Below are 17,700 nucleotides of genomic sequence, written 5' to 3' on the forward strand. Positions count from 1 at the left end.
GCGCTAACGCAGGGCCCGGCTGTGGCGCGGATCGCTCGGGGCGCGGCACCAGGCCGCGCCCATGACCTTACAGCTTGATCCAGGTGGCCTTGAGCTCGGTGTACTTGTCCAGTGCGTGCAGCGACTTGTCACGGCCGTTGCCCGACTGCTTGAAGCCACCGAACGGCGCAGTCATGTCGCCACCGTCGTACTGGTTGACCCATACGCTGCCGGCACGCAAGGCCTTGGCGGTCTTGTGCGCCTTGCTGATGTCGGCGGTCCATACACCTGCGGCCAGGCCGTAAGGGGTGTCGTTGGCGATCTGGATGGCTTCTTCGACGCTGTCGAAGGTGATCACCGACAGTACCGGGCCGAAGATCTCTTCCTTGGCGATGCGCATGGCGTTGCTCACGCCGTCGAAGATGGTCGGTTCGACATAGGTGCCGCCGGTTTCTTCGAGGATGCGCTTGCCGCCCACCAGCAGCTTGGCGCCATCGGTGTGGCCAGCCTCGATGTAGGACAGCACGGTGTTCATCTGCTGGGTGTCGACCAGGGCACCAACGGTGGTGGCCGGGTCCAGCGGGTTGCCAGGCTTCCAGGCCTTGAGGGCCTCCAGTACCAGCGGCAGGAACTTGTCCTTGATCGAGCGCTCGACCAGCAGACGCGAACCTGCGGTGCACACTTCGCCCTGGTTGAAGGCGATGGCACTGGCCGCGGCGGCGGCAGCGGCGTTCAGGTCCGGGGCATCGGCGAACACGATGTTCGGGCTCTTGCCGCCGGCTTCCAGCCACACGCGCTTCATGTTCGATTCGCCGGCGTAGATCATCAGCTGCTTGGCGATCTTGGTCGAGCCGGTGAACACCAGGGTATCGACGTCCATGTGCAGGGCCAGAGCCTTGCCGACGGTGTGGCCGTAGCCAGGCAGCACGTTCAGCACGCCGGCCGGGATACCGGCCTCGATGGCCAGCTGGGCGATGCGGATGGCGGTCAGCGGGGACTTCTCGGACGGCTTGAGCACCACCGAGTTACCGGTGGCCAGCGCCGGGCCGAGTTTCCAGCTGGCCATCAGCAGGGGGAAGTTCCACGGCACGATGGCCGCCACCACACCCACAGGCTCGCGGGTTACCAGGCCTAGCTGGTCGTGCGGGGTGGCCGCGACTTCGTCGTAGATCTTGTCGATGGCTTCGCCGTTCCAGCTCAGTGCCTGGGCAGCGCCCGGCACGTCGATGTTCAGCGAGTCGTTGATCGGCTTGCCCATGTCGAGGGTTTCGAGCAGGGCCAGCTCCTCGACGTTCTGCTTGAGCAGCGCGGCGAAACGGATCAGGGTAGCCTTGCGCTTGGCCGGGGCCAGGCGTGACCACACGCCGGACTCGAAAGTGGCGCGGGCGTTTTCCACGGCGCGCTGGGCGTCGGCCTCGTCGCAGCTGGCGACCTGCGCCAGAAGGCGTCCGTCAACCGGGCTCAGGCACTCGAACGTGGCGTTGGAAACGGCGGCGGTGTATTCACCATTGATGAAAGCACGGCCTTCGATCTTGAGTTGCTGGGCACGCTGTTCCCAGTCCGCACGAGTCAGGGTGGTCATACGAAACTCCTCCTGTTGTTGAAATGCAGCGCCGCACGAGGGGCCAGGGCGCTGTCAGAATACGGCCGGAGCGATTGTCGCTCTACGGCACTCGACACCCTAAACTCTGGCACCTGAATTATCAATATATTTGACAATACATGGCCAAATGCCTAGTGATGTGCACTTTATTTAACAATCAGGGGACCCAAACATGAATATCCAGCAGATTGTCGATTTCGCACAGGTTCTGACCGAGGCCGAGCGCTACCGCCCGGCTGCCGAAAAAGTGCTCAAGGGCGACCCGGAGCAGGTGGTCTACAACCATTACGCCAGCCCTTGCGGGCAATTCGCCGCTGGCGTGTGGGAGGGAGCGCCCGGGCAATGGACCGTCAATTACACTGAACACGAATACTGCGAGATCGTGCACGGCGTATCGGTGCTGCGCGACGAAGAAGGCAACGCCAAGACCCTGCGCACCGGTGACCGCTTCGTGATCCCGGCCGGCTTCAAGGGCACCTGGGAGGTGCTGGAGACCTGCCGCAAGATCTACGTGATGTTCGAGCCCAAGGCATAGGCCATAGATAGATACCGCCGCGCCAGCCCTCCCTGGCGCGAGCATGGCGAGGTCCTTATCCGGACCCACCTGAACTCAAGGAGCCTCACCATGCAAAAGGATCAACCGGTCGTCTGCCCCATCGAAGCGTTGCAGCTGAGCAACGACGAAGTGCTCACCTGCATCGGCCGCCTGGTCGGCACCCGCTACGTGCCGACCGTGAAGGCCTACATCAGCGAACTGACCGGGCGCCAGCGCGTGGTCGGCATCGGCGAGATGTCGACCCGCGAAATGGACCCGCAACGCGTGAACATCAGCGGCAACGAGGCGGGCCTGATCAGCGGTTTCCATTTCGGCTGAACAGAAAATCGCCATAAAAAAAGGCCCGCATCGTGAGATGCGGGCCTTTTTTCGTAAGCCGGGATCAATTACTTGATCTTGGCTTCCTTGTAGATCACGTGCTTGCGAACAACCGGATCGAATTTTTTGATTTCGATTTTGTCCGGAGTGGTGCGCTTGTTCTTGTCGGTGGTGTAGAAGTGGCCGGTATTAGCGGTCGACACCAGACGGATCAATTCACGCATGATTTTCTCCCTTAGACCTTGGCGCCGTTACGGCGAATTTCGACCAGAACGGCATCGATGCCGCGCTTGTCGATGATACGCATGCCCTTGGCAGAAACGCGCAGACGCACGAAACGCTTCTCCGACTCGACCCAGAAGCGGTGATGCTGCAGGTTCGGCAGGAAACGACGACGGGTTTTGTTATTCGCGTGGGAAATGTTATTCCCGGTTACCGGACCCTTACCGGTAACTTGACAGACTCTCGACATGCCTCAGCCCTCTAAAACCACATGCCCAACCCGGCATGGGTTGGCCGCTTAATCTCTCAGTCTTTGGCGCCAGGCGCCGTGTTTCTTCAGGGTCTTATCGGCAAGATCTGCAGATGCGACAAACCGAGCCCCTAGAAAAGAGCGCTGCTTTATACCAGAAAGGCCGGGGTACAACAACATTTGATGTGATCGCACGATGCATGAATCAACCCAGGCCGCCCGGATGCAGGGCTTCCAGCGACAAAACCGCTCGTCGCAATATTCCTTGAAAAAGGAGTTGGCCATTTACGGCCTTGCGCACTAGGGTAGGAGTTTTCCAGACTGCACGGGCAGATGGGCCATTGATCAGCCAAGGAGTCACCATGCGTCGTGCCGCTTTACCCCTGTTGCTCGCAGCGCTGCTAAGCCCCGCACTGGCCCAGGCAGGCGCCTTGAGCGTATGTACCGAGGCCAGCCCCGAAGGCTTTGACGTGGTGCAGTATAACGCGCTGACCACCACCAATGCTTCTGCCGATGTGCTCATGAACCGGCTGGTGGAATTCGACGCCACCAGCGGCAAGGTGGTGCCGAGCCTGGCCGAAAGCTGGACGGTATCGGCCGACGGCCTGGTCTACGACTTCAAGCTGCGCCCGGGGGTAAAGTTTCACAGTACGCCGTACTTCAAGCCCAGCCGCGTGCTGAACGCCGACGACGTGCTGTTCAGCTTCCAGCGCATGCTCTACCCCGCCCACTCCTGGCACAAGATCACCCAGAGCGGCTACCCGCATGCCCAGTCGTTGCAGCTGCCCAGCCTCATCAAGCAGGTGGAGGCACCCGATCCGCTGAGCGTGCGCTTTACCCTCGACCATCCGGACGCGACCTTCCTCGCCACCCTGAGCATGGGCTTCGCCTCGATCTATTCGGCCGAATACGCCGACCAGTTGCTCAAGGCCGGCACCCCGGAGAAGCTCAACAGCCAGCCGATCGGCACCGGCCCGTTCGTGTTCCAGCGTTTCCAGAAGGACGCAGTGATCCGCTACCGCGCCAATGCCGACTATTTTGCCGGCAAGCCGAGCGTCGACCCGCTGATTTTCGCGATCACCCCCGACGCCAACGTGCGCCTGCAGAAACTGCGGCGCAACGAGTGCCAGATCGCCCTGTCGCCCAAGCCGCTGGACGTTGCGGCAGCCGCCGAAGACGCAAACCTGAAGGTCGAGAAGACCGAGGCGTTCATGACCGCGTTCGTCGCGATCAACAGCCAGCACCCGCCGCTGGACAAGGTCGAGGTACGGCAGGCGATCAACCTGGCGCTCGACAAGACCAGCTACCTCAAGGCCGTGTTCGAAGGCACCGCAGTCGCCGCTGAAGGCCCCCTGCCGCCCAACACCTGGAGCTACGCCAAGGACTTGCCGGGTTACCCGACCGACGCGACCAAAGCCAAGGCGCTGCTGGTCAAGGCCGGGTTGCCGGACGGCTTCAGCACCACAATCTGGACGCGCCCTTCGGGAAGCCTGCTCAACCCCAACCCGAGCCTGGGGGCACAACTGCTGCAGGCAGACCTGGCGAAGGTCGGCATCAAGGCCGAGATTCGCGTGATCGAATGGGGCGAGCTGATCCGCCGTGCCAAGGCCGGTGAGCACGATTTGCTGTTCATGGGCTGGGCCGGCGACAACGGCGACCCCGACAACTTCCTCAGCCCGCAGTTTGCCTGCCCGGCAGTCGAGTCGGGGACCAACTTCGCGCGGTACTGCGACAAGCGCCTGGACCAGTTGATCAGTGCCGGCAAGACCACCAACGACCAGAGCGTGCGCAGCCGCCTGTACCAGCAGGCCCAGGGGCTGATCCAGCAGCAGGCGCTGTGGCTGCCACTGGCGCACCCCACGGCAGCGGTGCTGATGCGCAAGGATGTGGAGGGCTACACGGTCAGCCCGTTCGGCCGGCAGGACTTTGCCACGGTGAAGACCGCACGCTGAACGACTCGCGCCTGCAGGCTTCTGACAGCGTCCTCTGGTAGCCCGAAGGACACTGCAGCAGCCTGCAGCGCGTGTTCAGCCGCCAGGTGACTCTCGCCATCGACTTACGATGGTTGCCCAGCGAACCGCACCGTACGGATAGCCGCATTGGATATTGAATACTGGACCGAAGCGGCTATCGCCGGCCTCACCGTGGCACTGATACTCGGCCCGGTGGTCTTCGGCGCACTGCTTCTCTACATTGCCACCCAGCGATTGGCCGAAGCACTCGAGCACCTTCACAACTCGCCGCTGGTTGACGCTCATCGGTACAGCCTCAACCTGGGCCTGCGCCAGCGATTCAGGGCAGTGGGCGACATTGCCGGCCTGTTGGCCTACCCCGATTGCCCGGTCGAGTTCGGGGGCCTGAGCGCAGAGGACATCAAGCGCTTCCCCGGCAACCTCAGAACGCTGCTGGTTCTTAGCCACCACCTCAGGCTGGCAATGCTGGCCGTTCTGGTGCTGCTGGCCCTTGCCCTGCAGGTGCTCAAAGCCGTTCAGCACCAGGGCGAGCCGACGGAGTTCGGGCTCGGCGGGTATTCACCCTATTGGCTGCCCCTTGCACTGCAACTGCCTTGCATCGCCGGCCTGGGGTGGGTCGCCACCCAGTACGCACAGGCTGGCATGCGCTACATGACCAGTGCATCCCGGTACCTTGCCAACTGCAAGGCGGTGGTGAATCGACAGCGCCCGGTGATGTACAACACGGTGTTTGGCAGAATCGTGTTTACCGTATGCATCGCTGCGCTTCTGGCTCATGCGAAGCTCTTCATCAGAACAGGATCGCTGCAGGCCGCAGACGTGGAGTCCTTTCCAGCCACGATCAGAACCGAGCTTGTGGTGCGTCACTACCTGCTGCTGGCTTCGGTTGTCGGGCTGGCTGCGTCGTTTGTTGCAACAAAGCTGATCGACTAGTACCGCCCACGCACAGCAGCGTCAGGCAGCGAACAAGCCCCGCTCCACCATCGACAATGGCTCCCCATCGCCGATGATGATGTGATCCAGCACCCGCACCTCGATCAGGCCCAGGGCTTTCTGCAAGCGCAGGGTCAGATTGATATCTGCCTGGCTTGGCTCGGAAACACCTGACGGATGATTGTGGCAAAGGATCAATGCTGCGGCATTTCTGGCCAACGCACGCTTGATGACTTCCCGAGGGTAGACGTTGGCACTGCTGATGGACCCGCGGAACAACGCCTCGAACCCTAGAGGACGGTGCTTGTTGTCCAGGTACAGGCAGCCGAACACCTCGCTTTCTTCATGACGCAGCATCGATTTCAGGTAACGCCGGACCGCCCCCGGGCTCTGCAACGCCGGGTCGCGGATGATGGTTTCGGCCAAGTGCCGGCGCCCAATCTCCATCACCGCCTGCAGTTGCGCATACTTCGCCGGGCCCAGCCCCAGCTCGCGCTGAAACGTCGGCTGATCGGCCTCCAGCAGTTGCCGCAAGCCGCCAAACTGCTGCAACAGGTGGCGCGCCAGGTCCACCGCGCTCTTGCCTGCCACACCGGTGCGCAGGAACACCGCCAGCAACTCGGCGTCCGACAGGCTCGCGGCCCCTCGCTCCAGCAACTTCTCCCGCGGGCGTTCCGCCGACGGCCAATCCCTGATACCCATAGCTGTCCCTCTGTCTGTGTGTGGCTGCTCCCCATTTCAGCCCTGTGCTATCGTAGCCCCCTCTTTTTACGCGACGATTCGGCCTGGGGAGGCGTCGTCGCCGCGTGCAAACACTGATCAAAGAAAGGCAAGCCTATGCAGCGGCTGTATCGGAAACGCATCGTTCTTGGCGTCGGCGGCGGCATTGCTGCCTACAAGAGCGCCGAGCTGGTTCGCCGACTCCTGGAGCACGGCGCGCAAGTACGCGTCGTCATGACCCACGGCGGGGCCGAATTCATCACCCCGCTGACCATGCAGGCCCTGTCCGGGCACCCCGTGCACATGGACCTGCTCGACCCTGCCGCCGAAGCGGCGATGGGCCATATCGAACTGGCCAAGTGGGCCGACCTGGTGCTGATCGCACCTGCCACCGCCGACCTGATCGCGCGCCTGGCGCAAGGCGTTGCCAACGATCTGCTGACCACCCTGGTACTGGCTACCGACGCCACCGTGGCGCTGGCACCGGCCATGAACCAGGCCATGTGGCGCGACCCGGCCACCCAGGCCAACCTGCAGCTGCTGCAAAGCCGCGATATCCAGGTGTTCGGCCCGGCCTCCGGCAGCCAGGCCTGTGGCGACGTGGGCCTTGGCCGCATGCTCGAAGCCACCGACCTGGCCTGGTGCGCCGCCGAAACCTTCAAGCGCCAGTCGCTGACCGGCAAGCACGTGCTGATTACCGCAGGCCCGACCCAGGAAAACATCGACCCGGTGCGCTACATCACCAATCATAGCTCGGGGAAGATGGGCTTTGCCCTGGCCGAAGCGGCGGTGGAAGCCGGTGCTCGGGTAACCCTGGTGACAGGGCCGGTGCACCTGCCCACACCCGACCGGGTGACCCGTATCGACGTGGTGAGCGCGCGGGACATGCTCGCCGCGTGCGAAGCGGCGATCCCGTGCGATGTGTTCATCGCATCGGCTGCGGTTGCGGACTACCGCCCCGAAGTCGTCGCCCCGCAAAAGCTCAAGAAAGACCCTACGACAGGTGACGGCCTGCTGCTGCAGATGGTGCGCAACCCGGACATTCTGGCCACCATCGCCACCCGCCCCGACCGCCCGTTCAGCGTCGGCTTTGCCGCCGAGACCGAACACCTGCTCGATTACGCCGCGCGCAAGCTCAAGGACAAGAACCTCGACCTGATCGTCGCCAATGACGTGGCCAACCCCAGCATCGGCTTCAACAGCGAGGAGAACGCCTGCAGCGTGATCGATCGCCAACTTCAAGCAACACTCTTTGCACAGACCAGCAAGGGCAAGATCGCCCGTCAGCTGGTAGCCTTCATCGCCGAACGTCTCAACCAGGTTTAACTCTGCATGCACGCCTTACAAGCCAAGATTCTCGATCCGCGCCTTGGCAGCGAATTCCCGCTGCCGCAATACGCCACCCCCGGTTCTGCCGGCCTCGACCTGCGCGCCATGCTCAAGGAAGAGACCGTCCTGGAGCCGGGCCAGACCATACTGATCCCTACCGGCCTGTCGATCTACGTCGGCGACCCGGGCCTGGCCGCGCTGATCCTTCCGCGCTCGGGCCTGGGCCACAAGCACGGCATCGTGCTGGGCAATCTGGTCGGCCTGATCGATTCGGACTACCAGGGCGAGCTGATGGTGTCGTGCTGGAACCGCGGCCAGACCCCTTTCACCATCGCCATCGGCGAGCGCATTGCGCAACTGGTGCTGGTACCGGTGGTACAGGCGCACTTCGACATCGTCGAAACCTTCGACGAAACCCAGCGTGGCGCTGGCGGCTTCGGCCATTCGGGCAGCCATTGAACAACGCGCGAGCCCTGCTGCCAGGCCTGTATTGGGGCCTGGCCGGCATGCTCGTCGCCGGGCTCGCGGTGTGGCTGACGCTGGTAATCCCTCTGCAACGCGAGCAACGTAACCTGCAGACGTATTTTCCGGCCTTCGGGCTGGTCATTGCGCTCGACCAGCAGATCGCCCGTCTGGTGTCCGAGGTCGACACCGTGGCCCGCCATCCGGCCCTGCTTGCCGCCGCCAAGGCGGCTGACGCCCGCCAGGCGCGCCAGGTGCTGGACGACTTCAGCTACCTCGAAGGGTTGGTCAGCAGTCGGTTGCTCACGCCCGGCCAGGCCAGGCGCGAGAGCCTCCACGACCGCTCACTCAGCCCGCCATTGCTGGACATGATCGGGCGAGCCGAACGCGGGGTACCACCGAACCTGGAGGCCCACCCGACCAACGGGCAACTGCATATCCACAGTGTCACGCCCATTCGAGGCAGTGCGACAGGCCCGGTGCAGGCTGTGCTGCTCATGACTTTCGAGCTGCAACGTGTAAGTGCTGCTCTGAAAATAGACATGCCGGAAATCGGCAAGGCCAGCCTCGTGCAAGGCGTGTTCGACGACCCTCAGGCCGTACTGGCCAGCGCAGGCGAAAGTGATAGCCCGGCAATAACCCCGATAGGGACCTTCAACGATGCATGGAGCCTGCACTTTCAGCCCGGGTCGATCTTTCAGAGGTGATCGACGGATGAATCGCCCGGCTCAAGAACTCTATGTCGAAAATGCCGTCAAAGCCGGACATCTTTAGCCGCGCGGCGCGCCGGGTGCCTGCAGCGCATGCCGACCGTCGACCCAACATAGCCCCTTCCAATTGGAGTTTCCCCAGGTGAGCAACATGGAACGCATGACCCCGAACCTCCCCGCCAGCATCTTCCGCGCCTACGATATCCGAGGTGTGGTCGGCGAAGGCCTCACCGCCGAAACCGCCTACTGGATCGGCCGCGCCATCGGTGCACAGAGCCTGGCCCAGGGCGAGCCGCATGTATCGGTTGGCCGCGACGGTCGCCTGTCCGGCCCGATGCTGGTCGAGCAACTGATCAAGGGCCTGGTCGAGGCCGGGTGCAAGGTCAGCGACGTCGGCCTGGTACCCACGCCAGCCCTGTACTACGCCGCCAACGTGCTGGCCGGCAAGTCCGGGGTGATGCTCACCGGCAGCCACAACCCGCCGAACTACAACGGCTTCAAGATCGTCATCGCCGGCGACACCCTGGCCAATGAGCAGATCCAGGCCCTCCTGATCCGCCTGCAGACCAACGACCTCACCCGCGGCGAAGGCAGCGTCGAGAAGGTCGAGATCCTGGACCGCTACTTCACCCAGATCACCGGCGACATCAAGCTGGCGAAGAAGCTCAAGGTGGTGGTGGACTGCGGCAACGGCGCCGCCGGGGTGATCGCCCCGCAGTTGATCGAGGCGCTGGGCTGCGAGATGATCCCGCTGTTCTGCGAGGTCGACGGCAACTTCCCCAACCACCACCCCGACCCGGGCAAGCCGGAAAACCTGGTGGACCTGATCGCCAAGGTCAAGGAAAGCGGCGCCGACCTGGGCCTGGCCTTCGACGGTGACGGCGACCGTGTCGGCGTAGTGACCAACACCGGCAACATCGTCTACCCCGATCGCCTGCTGATGCTGTTCGCCCAGGACGTGCTGGCGCGCAACCCGGGCGCCGAGATCATCTTCGACGTCAAATGCACCCGCCGCCTGACCCCGCTGATCGAACAGTACGGCGGCCGCGCGCTGATGTGGAAGACAGGTCATTCGTTGATCAAGAAGAAGATGAAGCAGACTGGCGCCCTGCTGGCCGGCGAGATGAGCGGGCATATCTTCATCAAGGAGCGCTGGTACGGTTTCGACGACGGCATCTACAGCGCCGCGCGCCTGCTGGAGATCCTGAGCAAGGCCGATAGCGATGCCGAAACGCTGTTCGCGGCGTTCCCGAACGATATTTGTACCCCTGAAATCAACATTGATGTGACGGACGAGGGTAAATTCAGCATCATTGAGGCACTGCAACGCGACGCCGACTGGGGCCAAGACGCCAACCTGACCACCATCGATGGTGTACGGGTCGACTACCCCAACGGCTGGGGCCTGGTTCGCGCCTCCAACACCACGCCGGTGCTGGTACTGCGCTTCGAGGCCGACAGCGAAGCCGAGCTGCAGCGAATCAAGGACGTGTTCCTTGCCCAGCTCAAGCGCGCAGCCCCTGATCTGCAACCAACGTTCTGACCGACCCCTTGTTCCAACTGGAGCCCTGCATGACCCTTGATCGTGATGCCGCCACCCATGTCGCCCAGGTACTGTCCGAAGCGCTGCCCTACATCCGCCGCTTTGTCGGCAAGACGCTGGTGATCAAGTACGGCGGCAACGCGATGGAGAGCGAAGAGCTCAAGACCGGCTTCGCCCGCGACGTGGTGCTGATGAAGGCAGTCGGCATCAACCCGGTGGTGGTGCACGGCGGCGGCCCGCAGATCGGCGACCTGCTCAAGCGCCTGTCCATCGAAAGCCGGTTTGTCGATGGCATGCGCGTCACCGATGCGCAGACCATGGACGTGGTGGAGATGGTGCTCGGCGGCCAGGTGAACAAGGACATCGTCAACCTGATCAACCGTCATGGCGGCAGCGCCATCGGTCTGACCGGCAAGGACGCCGAGCTGATTCGCGCCAGGAAGCTCACCGTCACCCGCCAGACGCCAGAGATGACCAGCCCTGAAATCATCGACATCGGTCATGTGGGCGAAGTGGTCGGGGTGAACACCGACCTGCTGAACATGCTGGTCAAGGGCGACTTCATCCCGGTGATCGCGCCAATCGGCGTGGGCGCCAACGGCGAGTCGTACAACATCAACGCCGACCTGGTGGCAGGCAAGGTGGCCGAAGCGCTCAAGGCCGAGAAGCTGATGCTGCTGACCAACATCGCCGGCCTGATGGACAAGCAGGGCACCGTGCTCACCGGCCTGACCACCGAGCAGGTTGACGAACTGATCGCGGACGGCACCATCTACGGCGGCATGCTGCCCAAGATCCGTTGCGCACTGGAAGCAGTACAGGGCGGCGTGCACAGCTCGCACATCATCGACGGCCGCGTGCCGAATGCGGTGCTGCTGGAAATTTTCACCGACAGTGGCGTGGGTACCCTGATTACCAATCACGAACCGCGCTGAGGCATCCGCCGGCAAGGCCGGCTCCTACAGGAGCGGGCCACCACAGGTACAAAAAAGGCGACCCGCGGGTCGCCTTTTTGTTTGCCTCAGATACCGTACTGGGCCCGGTAGGCCTCGACGGCCGGCAAGTGCTGCTTGAGCGCCGGGTCATCGGCGAGGAACTGCAGCACCTGGGTCAGCGATACGATGCTGACCACCGGAATGCCGAAGTCACGCTCCACTTCCTGGATCGCCGACAGGTCGCCGTTGCCACGCTCCTGGCGATTCATCGCGATCAGTACGCCCGCCGCCCTGGCCTGCTGGCCCTGGATGATCTGCATCACCTCGCGGATGGCCGTGCCGGCAGTGATCACGTCGTCGATGATCAGCACGTCGCCTGCCAGTGGCGAGCCCACCAGGCTGCCACCCTCGCCGTGTGCCTTGGCTTCCTTGCGGTTGAAGCACCACGGCACATCCAGCCCATGGTGCTCGGCCAGTTGCACCGCCGTCGCGGCAGCCAGGGGGATGCCCTTGTAGGCCGGGCCGAACAGCACGTCGAACGGGATCTTGCTGTCGACGATCGCCGCCGCATAGAACCGACCGAGCTGAGCCAGGGCAGCGCCACTGTTGAACAGGCCGGCGTTGAAGAAATACGGGCTGATGCGGCCCGACTTGAGGGTGAACTCACCGAAGCGCAGAACCCCACGATCGATGGCAAAACGAATGAATTCGCGCTGATACGGCTGCATGAAGAGTCCCGGCTACCACAGATTTAGCTAAATGAGTACAGCTCGGGTATCATACACGCACGAGATTTTTGGGGCCATTTATGCGGATCATCAGTGTGAACGTTAATGGCATTCAGGCTGCAGTCGAGCGTGGTTTGCTCAGCTGGCTACAAGCCCAGAATGCCGACGTCATCTGCCTTCAGGATACCCGCGCCTCGGCCTTTGAACTCGACGACCCAGCTTTCCAGCTCGATGGCTACTTCCTTTATGCCTGCGATGCAGAAGTTCCAGCCCAAGGCGGCGTGGCACTCTACTCGCGTTTGCAGCCCAAGGCAGTCATCAGCGGCCTGGGCTTCGAGACAGCCGATCGCTACGGGCGTTACCTGCAGGCCGATTTCGACAAAGTCAGTATTGCCACCTTGCTGTTGCCTTCGGGCATGAACGGTGACGAAGACCTCAACCAGAAATTCAAGTTGATGGACGACTTCGGCAAATACCTGGACAAGCAGCGCCGCAAGCGTCGCGAGTACATCTACTGCGGCTCGCTGTATGTGGCGCAGCAGAAGCTCGACGTGAAGAACTGGCGCGACGGCCAGCAGTCGCCGGGTTTCCTGGCGCCAGAGCGGGCCTGGATGGACGAGATCGTCGGCAACATGGGCTATGTGGATGCGTTGCGCGAAGTCAGCCGTGAGGGCGACCAGTACAGCTGGTGGCCGGACAACGAGCAGGCCGAGATGCTCAACCTGGGCTGGCGTTTCGACTACCAGCTGCTGACCCCGGGCCTGCGCCGCTTCGTACGAAGCGCTCGCCTGCCGCGTCAGCCACGCTTCTCCCAGCATGCGCCACTGATCGTGGACTATGACTGGACGCTGACGATCTGATCGCTCAGCCACAAAAAAGCCGACTGCGTGTCGGCTTTTTCGTATCTGGCCTTCGGGCCCTTTCGCCGGCAAGGCCGGCTCCTACCGGGTCAACGCAACCGCCGTAGGAGCCGGCCTTGCCGACGAAGCATGTCAGGTCAGCACACGCCAGGCCCACGGATAACGAAAGGCCTTGCCCTGCTTTACCTTGACCGCCGCAATGACGATCAGTACCGCCACCCCCAGCGAGATGATGGTCAGCGCCAGCTTGGCCATCGGTACGGTAAACCCCACCACGCACACCATGCCCAGCAGGGTTATGGTCAGCTGGAAGTTCACCGCCTCCTTGCCCTGGGCGTCGACGTACGGGTCGATGCCGCGCTTGAACCACCACAAGGCCAGCGGCGCGATCAGGTTGGCGAACGGCACCACCATGCCGGCAGCCGCCGCCAGGTGGCACAACATGCCCCAATGACGGGCTGCATCACCGGGCATCGGCGCGTTGGACGGCTCGGCCATGACGACTCCCGATCAGTCCGCCAGCGCGGCCTGCTGCAGTTGGAACAGGTCGGTCATGCCCTTCTGCGCCAGCGCCAGCATGGCGTTGAGCTCTTCAGGCTGGAACGGAGCCCCTTCGGCGGTGCCCTGGACTTCGATGAAACCACCGGCGCTGGTCATCACCACGTTCAGGTCGGTTTCGGCCGCCGAATCTTCCGGGTAGTCCAGGTCGAGCACCGGCACGCCCTGGTACATGCCGACCGATACGGCCGCAATCATGTGCTTGACCGGGTCGCCGCCCTTCAGGCCGCCACGCTTCTTGACCACGCGCAGGGCATCGACCAGCGCAACCATGGCACCGGTGATCGACGCGGTACGGGTACCGCCATCGGCCTGGATCACGTCGCAGTCGACGTACAGGGTGATGTCGCCCAGCTTGCTCATGTCCAGCGCGGCGCGCAGCGAGCGGCCGATCAGGCGCTGGATTTCGAGGGTACGACCACCCTGCTTGCCGCGGCTGGCTTCGCGCTGGTTGCGCTCGCCGGTGGCGCGCGGCAGCATGCCGTACTCGGCGGTCAGCCAGCCCTGGCCCTGGCCTTTGAGGAAGCGCGGTACGCCGTTCTCGACGCTGACCGTGCAGATGACTTTGGTGTCTCCGAACTCGACCAGTACAGACCCCTCGGCGTGTTTGGTGTAGTTGCGGGTGATGCGGATCGAGCGCAGCTGATCGGCAACGCGACCACTTGGACGTTTCATTTGGGCTACCTGTACTGGATATGAATCTGCCCGGCATTATAGGGCTACAGGGCCCTCGGTGGACATGCCTGCGGCCAAATGCACGGCCAGCCGATCATCGGCGCACCACGCCACAAGCCCCGATCTGCCCGCGCCGCCCGGTATTTGCGGCGCCCTGCCCGCTGCTTTGTAGCATCAGCGCATTGGGAGCCGGCGCCGCACTGCGTTACAATCCTGCGCCTTTGCAGGCTGTCGGCTTGCTCCCTAATCTGCGAGGTACTTCCCATGGTGCACAGCATGACCGCCTTCGCCCGCGTCGAGCAGGCCGGGACCCAGGGCACACTGATCTGGGAACTGCGCTCGGTCAATCATCGCTACCTCGAGCCGCACCTGCGCCTGCCCGAAGCCCTGCGCGACCTCGAAGGCGCGGTGCGCGAGTCCCTGCGCCAGGGCCTGTCGCGCGGCAAGGTCGAATGTACCCTGCGCTTCAATGAAGAGAACGCCGGCAAGCCGCTGCAGGTCGACCGCGAGCGTGCCGCTCAGCTGGTCGCCGCCGCCGAGACCGTGGCCGGCCTGATCAAGCAGCCCGGCCCCCTCAACCCGCTCGAGGTGTTGGCCTGGCCGGGCGTGCTGGTGGCCGATGCCAGCGACCCGCAGACGCTCAATGCCGAGGCCATGGGCCTGTTCGAACAGGCCCTCAAGGAGCTCAAGAACGGCCGCAACCGCGAAGGCGCGGAACTCGCCCGACTGATCAACGAGCGCCTCGACAGCATGAGCGAGGAAGTCACCACCCTGCGCGCCCTGGTGCCGCAGATGCTCGCCGCCCAGCGCCAGAAGGTGCTGGACCGCTTTGCCGACATGCAGGCCGAACTCGACCCGCAGCGTCTGGAGCAGGAGATGGTGATGCTGGCGCAGAAGAGCGATGTGGCCGAAGAACTCGACCGCCTCAGCACGCATGTCACCGAAGTGCGCCGCGTGCTCACGTCGGGCGGCGCCGCCGGCCGGCGCCTGGATTTCCTGATGCAGGAACTCAACCGCGAAGCCAACACCCTGGGCTCCAAAGCCTTTGACACACGCAGCACCCAAGCGGCGGTCAACCTCAAGGTTCTGATCGAGCAGATGCGTGAACAAGTACAGAACATCGAGTAAGGCCACCCCTACCATGACCCACAGCAGCGGCACCCTTTTCATCGTCTCGGCCCCTTCGGGCGCCGGCAAGACCAGCCTGGTCAAGGCGCTCACCGACGACCTCAACCACATTCGCGTGTCGGTCTCGCACACCACGCGGGCCATGCGTCCGGGCGAGCATGACGGGGTGAACTACCACTTCGTCGACCGCGCCGAGTTCGACCGCATGATCGCCCAGGGCGACTTCCTGGAGCAGGCCGAAGTCTTCGGCAACTGCTACGGCACCTCGCGCAGCGCACTGCAGCAGACCCTTGACCAGGGCCATGACCTGATCCTGGAAATCGACTGGCAGGGTGCACAGCAGGTGCGCAAGCTGATGCCCGAGGCGCGTTCGATCTTCATCCTGCCGCCCAGCCAGCAGGCCCTGCGCCAGCGCCTGACCAACCGCGGCACTGACAGCGACGAGATCATCGAAGGGCGCATGCGCGAGGCGGTCAGCGAGATGGTGCATTACGACGAATACGAGTTCGTCATCATCAACGACGACTTCGCCACGGCACTGGACGACCTCAAGGCGGTGTTCCGTGCCAACCGCCTGCAGCGCGGCCAGCAGCAGCAACGTCACAGCGAACTGCTCAGGCAACTGCTTGCCTGAGCAGCGTGCCCCGGCCGCTTAACCGCGGCCGGGCACCGTTGCGTGACGGCGCAGGGTCATGCCCAGGAAGAACGCCGGCGCACGCAGGCGCGACAGCATCATCAGCACCAGGCCCAGCAGGGTGATGATCATCGCGATCACGAACACCAGCCCCAACCCCCCTACATGCGAACCGCTGCCGAACGACGGCGAAGCACTGTCATAGGCTGTCTGCAGGAAGATCACCGAAAGAATGCCGCCGCCCAGCAACGGGCACAGGCCGCGCATCAGGAAGTGACGCAGGCTGTCGGTGAGGCTGTGGCGGAAGTACCACACGCAGGCGAACGCGGTCAGCGAGTAGTAGAAGCAGATCATCATGCCCAGGGCAGTGATGGTGTCGGCCAGCACGTTCTCGCTCAGGGTACGCATGGTGACGTAGAACACGCCTGCGGCCACGCCGGCACAGATGGTGGCATAACGCGGGGTTTTCGAACGCGGGCAGACGCTCGCGAAGCGCTCCGGCACTGCGCCGTAGTACCCCATCGCCAGCAGCGTGCGCGCCGGCGAAACGAAGGTCGACTGCAACGAGGCCGCGGTGCTGGCCAGTACCGCGATCGACATCAGGATCGCCAGTGGCCCCATCACCGGGCCGGCCAGGTGGGCGAAGACGTTTTCCTGGATACGCGGGTTGCCCAAGCCCAGGCCGATATCGCTGATGCCGGCAAACTGCAGGGTGGCAATTGCGGTCACCAGGTACAGGCCCAGAATCAGCAGCACGGTCAGGGTCGCTGCCTTGCCCGGTACGTCATCGCTGCCCACCGATTCTTCGCTGATGCTCAGACACACGTCCCAGCCCCAGAAGATGAAGATCGACAGCGACAGGCCGGCGGTGAAGGCCGAGAACGACTCCACCCCGAACGGGTTGAACCAGTCCATCTCGAAGGTCAGCGGCGGCGCCTCCGACGACCCGCCGAATGCGGCCATGGCAAAACCCAGCAGCACGATCAGTTGCAGCGCCACCAGGCCGTACTGCACGGTCATGGTGGTGGCGATGCCGCGACAGCAGATCCACACGGCCATGGCGATGAACACGCAACAGGTGGTCACATTGACCAGCAGGTTGTCGGCCAGCGCCGCCACCTCGTGTTTGCCGGTGATCTGCCCGAGGAACAGATAGAAGAAGTCCACCGCCACACCGGCGAGGTTCGACAACACGATGGTGGTGGCGGTGACCAGCCCCCAGCCACCGATCCAGCCGATCATCGGGCCGAAGGCACGTACCGACCAAGTGAACGAGGTGCCGCTGTCGGGTTCGGCGGCATTCAGCTCGCGATAACCCAGCGCCACCAGCAACATGGGCAGGAAACCGACGATGAACACCGCCGGCAGGTGGGCGCCGACTTCGCGTACGGTCGGGCCGAGGGCGCCGGTGAGGGTATACACCGGCGCAATAGTGGAAATGCCCAGCACGATGCTGGCCAGCAGTCCGAGCCGGCCCTTGGCCAGCCCTTTGGATCGCCCGCCCACACCTGGGGACAGGCCTGCTTTGTGTTCGCTCATGAGTAGTTGCCGTCACTATTGGTATTATTTTCCGGGCCCCCCGTG

General features: G+C 63.5%; 19 protein-coding genes and 1 pseudogene. 12 read left to right on the forward strand and 8 right to left on the reverse strand.

The features are described from left to right. Positions 1–67 precede the first annotated feature (67 nt). The gene (locus LOY33_RS25255) at positions 68–1,561 is read right to left on the reverse strand and encodes an aldehyde dehydrogenase (RefSeq protein WP_043859850.1); all 1,494 of its coding nucleotides are present in this window, start codon (positions 1,559–1,561) and stop codon (positions 68–70) included. A gap of 193 nt (positions 1,562–1,754) precedes the next feature. Here LOY33_RS25255 and LOY33_RS25260 point away from each other — a divergent pair, with 193 nt between their 5' ends. Together LOY33_RS25260 and LOY33_RS25265 are read left to right on the forward strand one after the other, a co-directional pair. Then, complete coding sequence (locus LOY33_RS25260; protein ID WP_258660483.1) at positions 1,755–2,117, forward strand: cupin domain-containing protein; 363 nt, start codon at positions 1,755–1,757, stop codon at positions 2,115–2,117. Between the two features lie 90 nt (positions 2,118–2,207). Then, a complete protein-coding gene (locus LOY33_RS25265; protein ID WP_370409248.1) occupies positions 2,208–2,456 on the forward strand; it encodes a hypothetical protein in 249 nt (82 codons plus the stop codon). 68 nt (positions 2,457–2,524) lie between these two features. On the opposite strand, the gene rpmG is transcribed toward LOY33_RS25265, so the two are convergent. After that, positions 2,525–2,680, reverse strand: coding sequence for a 50S ribosomal protein L33 (gene rpmG / locus LOY33_RS25270; protein WP_010225867.1), 156 nt, complete (start codon positions 2,678–2,680; stop codon positions 2,525–2,527). A gap of 11 nt (positions 2,681–2,691) precedes the next feature. Continuing rightward, positions 2,692–2,928, reverse strand: coding sequence for a 50S ribosomal protein L28 (rpmB, locus tag LOY33_RS25275; protein WP_043859852.1), 237 nt, complete (start codon positions 2,926–2,928; stop codon positions 2,692–2,694). A gap of 362 nt (positions 2,929–3,290) precedes the next feature. Between rpmB and LOY33_RS25280 the strand changes: the two genes are divergently transcribed. Further along, positions 3,291–4,880 carry an ABC transporter substrate-binding protein gene (locus LOY33_RS25280; RefSeq protein ID WP_058541936.1) on the forward strand — a complete coding sequence of 530 codons (1,590 nt, stop codon included), beginning with the start codon at positions 3,291–3,293 and terminating at the stop codon, positions 4,878–4,880. Positions 4,881–5,027: 147 nt separating this feature from the next. Next, entirely contained in the window at positions 5,028–5,834 is an 807-nt protein-coding gene (locus tag LOY33_RS25285) for a hypothetical protein (protein ID WP_058541937.1), read from the forward strand. Positions 5,835–5,855: 21 nt separating this feature from the next. Here the strand turns inward: LOY33_RS25285 and radC are convergent, their stop codons facing one another. Further along, positions 5,856–6,536, reverse strand: a complete 681-nt coding sequence (gene radC, locus LOY33_RS25290) for a RadC family protein (protein ID WP_058541938.1) — start codon at positions 6,534–6,536, stop codon at positions 5,856–5,858. Positions 6,537–6,671: 135 nt separating this feature from the next. Here radC and coaBC point away from each other — a divergent pair, with 135 nt between their 5' ends. The 5 genes and pseudogenes from coaBC to argB all read left to right on the forward strand — a co-directional run bounded on the left by coaBC (position 6,672) and on the right by argB (position 11,533). Further along, positions 6,672–7,880 carry a bifunctional phosphopantothenoylcysteine decarboxylase/phosphopantothenate--cysteine ligase CoaBC gene (gene coaBC / locus LOY33_RS25295; RefSeq protein WP_058541939.1) on the forward strand — a complete coding sequence of 403 codons (1,209 nt, stop codon included), beginning with the start codon at positions 6,672–6,674 and terminating at the stop codon, positions 7,878–7,880. Positions 7,881–7,886: 6 nt separating this feature from the next. Continuing rightward, a complete protein-coding gene (dut, locus tag LOY33_RS25300; RefSeq protein ID WP_043859857.1) occupies positions 7,887–8,342 on the forward strand; it encodes a dUTP diphosphatase in 456 nt (151 codons plus the stop codon). Beyond that, entirely contained in the window at positions 8,339–9,052 is a 714-nt protein-coding gene (locus LOY33_RS25305) for a hypothetical protein (RefSeq protein WP_058541940.1), read from the forward strand. The genes dut and LOY33_RS25305 overlap by 4 nt, the downstream gene beginning before the upstream one ends. Positions 9,053–9,221: 169 nt before the next feature. After that, positions 9,222–10,598, forward strand: a pseudogene (locus LOY33_RS25310) (phosphomannomutase/phosphoglucomutase); the annotation flags it as partial. 29 nt (positions 10,599–10,627) lie between these two features. Continuing rightward, a complete protein-coding gene (argB, locus tag LOY33_RS25315) occupies positions 10,628–11,533 on the forward strand; it encodes an acetylglutamate kinase (RefSeq protein WP_043859860.1) in 906 nt (301 codons plus the stop codon). Between the two features lie 86 nt (positions 11,534–11,619). Here argB and pyrE read toward each other — a convergent pair whose 3' ends face one another. After that, on the reverse strand, positions 11,620–12,261 hold the full coding sequence (gene pyrE, locus LOY33_RS25320) for an orotate phosphoribosyltransferase (RefSeq protein ID WP_043859861.1): 642 nt from the start codon (positions 12,259–12,261) through the stop codon (positions 11,620–11,622). Positions 12,262–12,341: 80 nt separating this feature from the next. Here pyrE and LOY33_RS25325 point away from each other — a divergent pair, with 80 nt between their 5' ends. Further along, positions 12,342–13,121, forward strand: a complete 780-nt coding sequence (locus LOY33_RS25325; RefSeq protein ID WP_043859862.1) for an exodeoxyribonuclease III — start codon at positions 12,342–12,344, stop codon at positions 13,119–13,121. 132 nt (positions 13,122–13,253) lie between these two features. Here the strand turns inward: LOY33_RS25325 and LOY33_RS25330 are convergent, their stop codons facing one another. Both LOY33_RS25330 and rph read right to left on the reverse strand, forming a co-directional pair. Next, positions 13,254–13,619: a DUF4870 domain-containing protein gene (locus LOY33_RS25330; protein ID WP_058541942.1), complete on the reverse strand. Its 366-nt coding sequence runs from the start codon at positions 13,617–13,619 to the stop codon at positions 13,254–13,256. Between the two features lie 12 nt (positions 13,620–13,631). Further along, on the reverse strand, positions 13,632–14,354 hold the full coding sequence (gene rph, locus LOY33_RS25335) for a ribonuclease PH (protein WP_043861576.1): 723 nt from the start codon (positions 14,352–14,354) through the stop codon (positions 13,632–13,634). 264 nt (positions 14,355–14,618) lie between these two features. On the opposite strand from rph, the gene LOY33_RS25340 reads away from it, so the two are divergent. Then, the gene (locus tag LOY33_RS25340) at positions 14,619–15,482 is read left to right on the forward strand and encodes a YicC/YloC family endoribonuclease (RefSeq protein WP_058541943.1); all 864 of its coding nucleotides are present in this window, start codon (positions 14,619–14,621) and stop codon (positions 15,480–15,482) included. Between the two features lie 13 nt (positions 15,483–15,495). Further along, the gene (gmk, locus tag LOY33_RS25345; RefSeq protein ID WP_043861574.1) at positions 15,496–16,116 is read left to right on the forward strand and encodes a guanylate kinase; all 621 of its coding nucleotides are present in this window, start codon (positions 15,496–15,498) and stop codon (positions 16,114–16,116) included. Positions 16,117–16,134: 18 nt separating this feature from the next. Here the strand turns inward: gmk and LOY33_RS25350 are convergent, their stop codons facing one another. Further along, a complete protein-coding gene (locus LOY33_RS25350; RefSeq protein ID WP_043861573.1) occupies positions 16,135–17,655 on the reverse strand; it encodes an APC family permease in 1,521 nt (506 codons plus the stop codon). Between the last annotated feature and the right edge of the window lie 45 nt (positions 17,656–17,700).

This window comes from Pseudomonas sp. B21-036 (assembly GCF_024748925.1).
Classification (GTDB): domain Bacteria; phylum Pseudomonadota; class Gammaproteobacteria; order Pseudomonadales; family Pseudomonadaceae; genus Aquipseudomonas; species Aquipseudomonas palmensis.

Excerpts from the sequence above, each read along its gene's own strand:
- LOY33_RS25340 (WP_058541943.1), top strand. The coding sequence starts at position 14,619 with ATGGTGCACAGCATGACCGCCTTCGCCCGCGTCGAGCAGGCCGGGACC.
- radC (WP_058541938.1), bottom strand. The coding sequence starts at position 6,536 with ATGGGTATCAGGGATTGGCCGTCGGCGGAACGCCCGCGGGAGAAGTTG.
- LOY33_RS25325 (WP_043859862.1), top strand. The coding sequence starts at position 12,342 with ATGCGGATCATCAGTGTGAACGTTAATGGCATTCAGGCTGCAGTCGAG.
- rpmG (WP_010225867.1), bottom strand. The coding sequence starts at position 2,680 with ATGCGTGAATTGATCCGTCTGGTGTCGACCGCTAATACCGGCCACTTC.
- LOY33_RS25350 (WP_043861573.1), bottom strand. The coding sequence starts at position 17,655 with ATGAGCGAACACAAAGCAGGCCTGTCCCCAGGTGTGGGCGGGCGATCC.
- coaBC (WP_058541939.1), top strand. The coding sequence starts at position 6,672 with ATGCAGCGGCTGTATCGGAAACGCATCGTTCTTGGCGTCGGCGGCGGC.
- dut (WP_043859857.1), top strand. The coding sequence starts at position 7,887 with ATGCACGCCTTACAAGCCAAGATTCTCGATCCGCGCCTTGGCAGCGAA.
- gmk (WP_043861574.1), top strand. The coding sequence starts at position 15,496 with ATGACCCACAGCAGCGGCACCCTTTTCATCGTCTCGGCCCCTTCGGGC.
- pyrE (WP_043859861.1), bottom strand. The coding sequence starts at position 12,261 with ATGCAGCCGTATCAGCGCGAATTCATTCGTTTTGCCATCGATCGTGGG.
- rpmB (WP_043859852.1), bottom strand. The coding sequence starts at position 2,928 with ATGTCGAGAGTCTGTCAAGTTACCGGTAAGGGTCCGGTAACCGGGAAT.
- LOY33_RS25260 (WP_258660483.1), top strand. The coding sequence starts at position 1,755 with ATGAATATCCAGCAGATTGTCGATTTCGCACAGGTTCTGACCGAGGCC.
- LOY33_RS25330 (WP_058541942.1), bottom strand. The coding sequence starts at position 13,619 with ATGGCCGAGCCGTCCAACGCGCCGATGCCCGGTGATGCAGCCCGTCAT.
- argB (WP_043859860.1), top strand. The coding sequence starts at position 10,628 with ATGACCCTTGATCGTGATGCCGCCACCCATGTCGCCCAGGTACTGTCC.
- rph (WP_043861576.1), bottom strand. The coding sequence starts at position 14,354 with ATGAAACGTCCAAGTGGTCGCGTTGCCGATCAGCTGCGCTCGATCCGC.
- LOY33_RS25265 (WP_370409248.1), top strand. The coding sequence starts at position 2,208 with ATGCAAAAGGATCAACCGGTCGTCTGCCCCATCGAAGCGTTGCAGCTG.
- LOY33_RS25255 (WP_043859850.1), bottom strand. The coding sequence starts at position 1,561 with ATGACCACCCTGACTCGTGCGGACTGGGAACAGCGTGCCCAGCAACTC.
- LOY33_RS25280 (WP_058541936.1), top strand. The coding sequence starts at position 3,291 with ATGCGTCGTGCCGCTTTACCCCTGTTGCTCGCAGCGCTGCTAAGCCCC.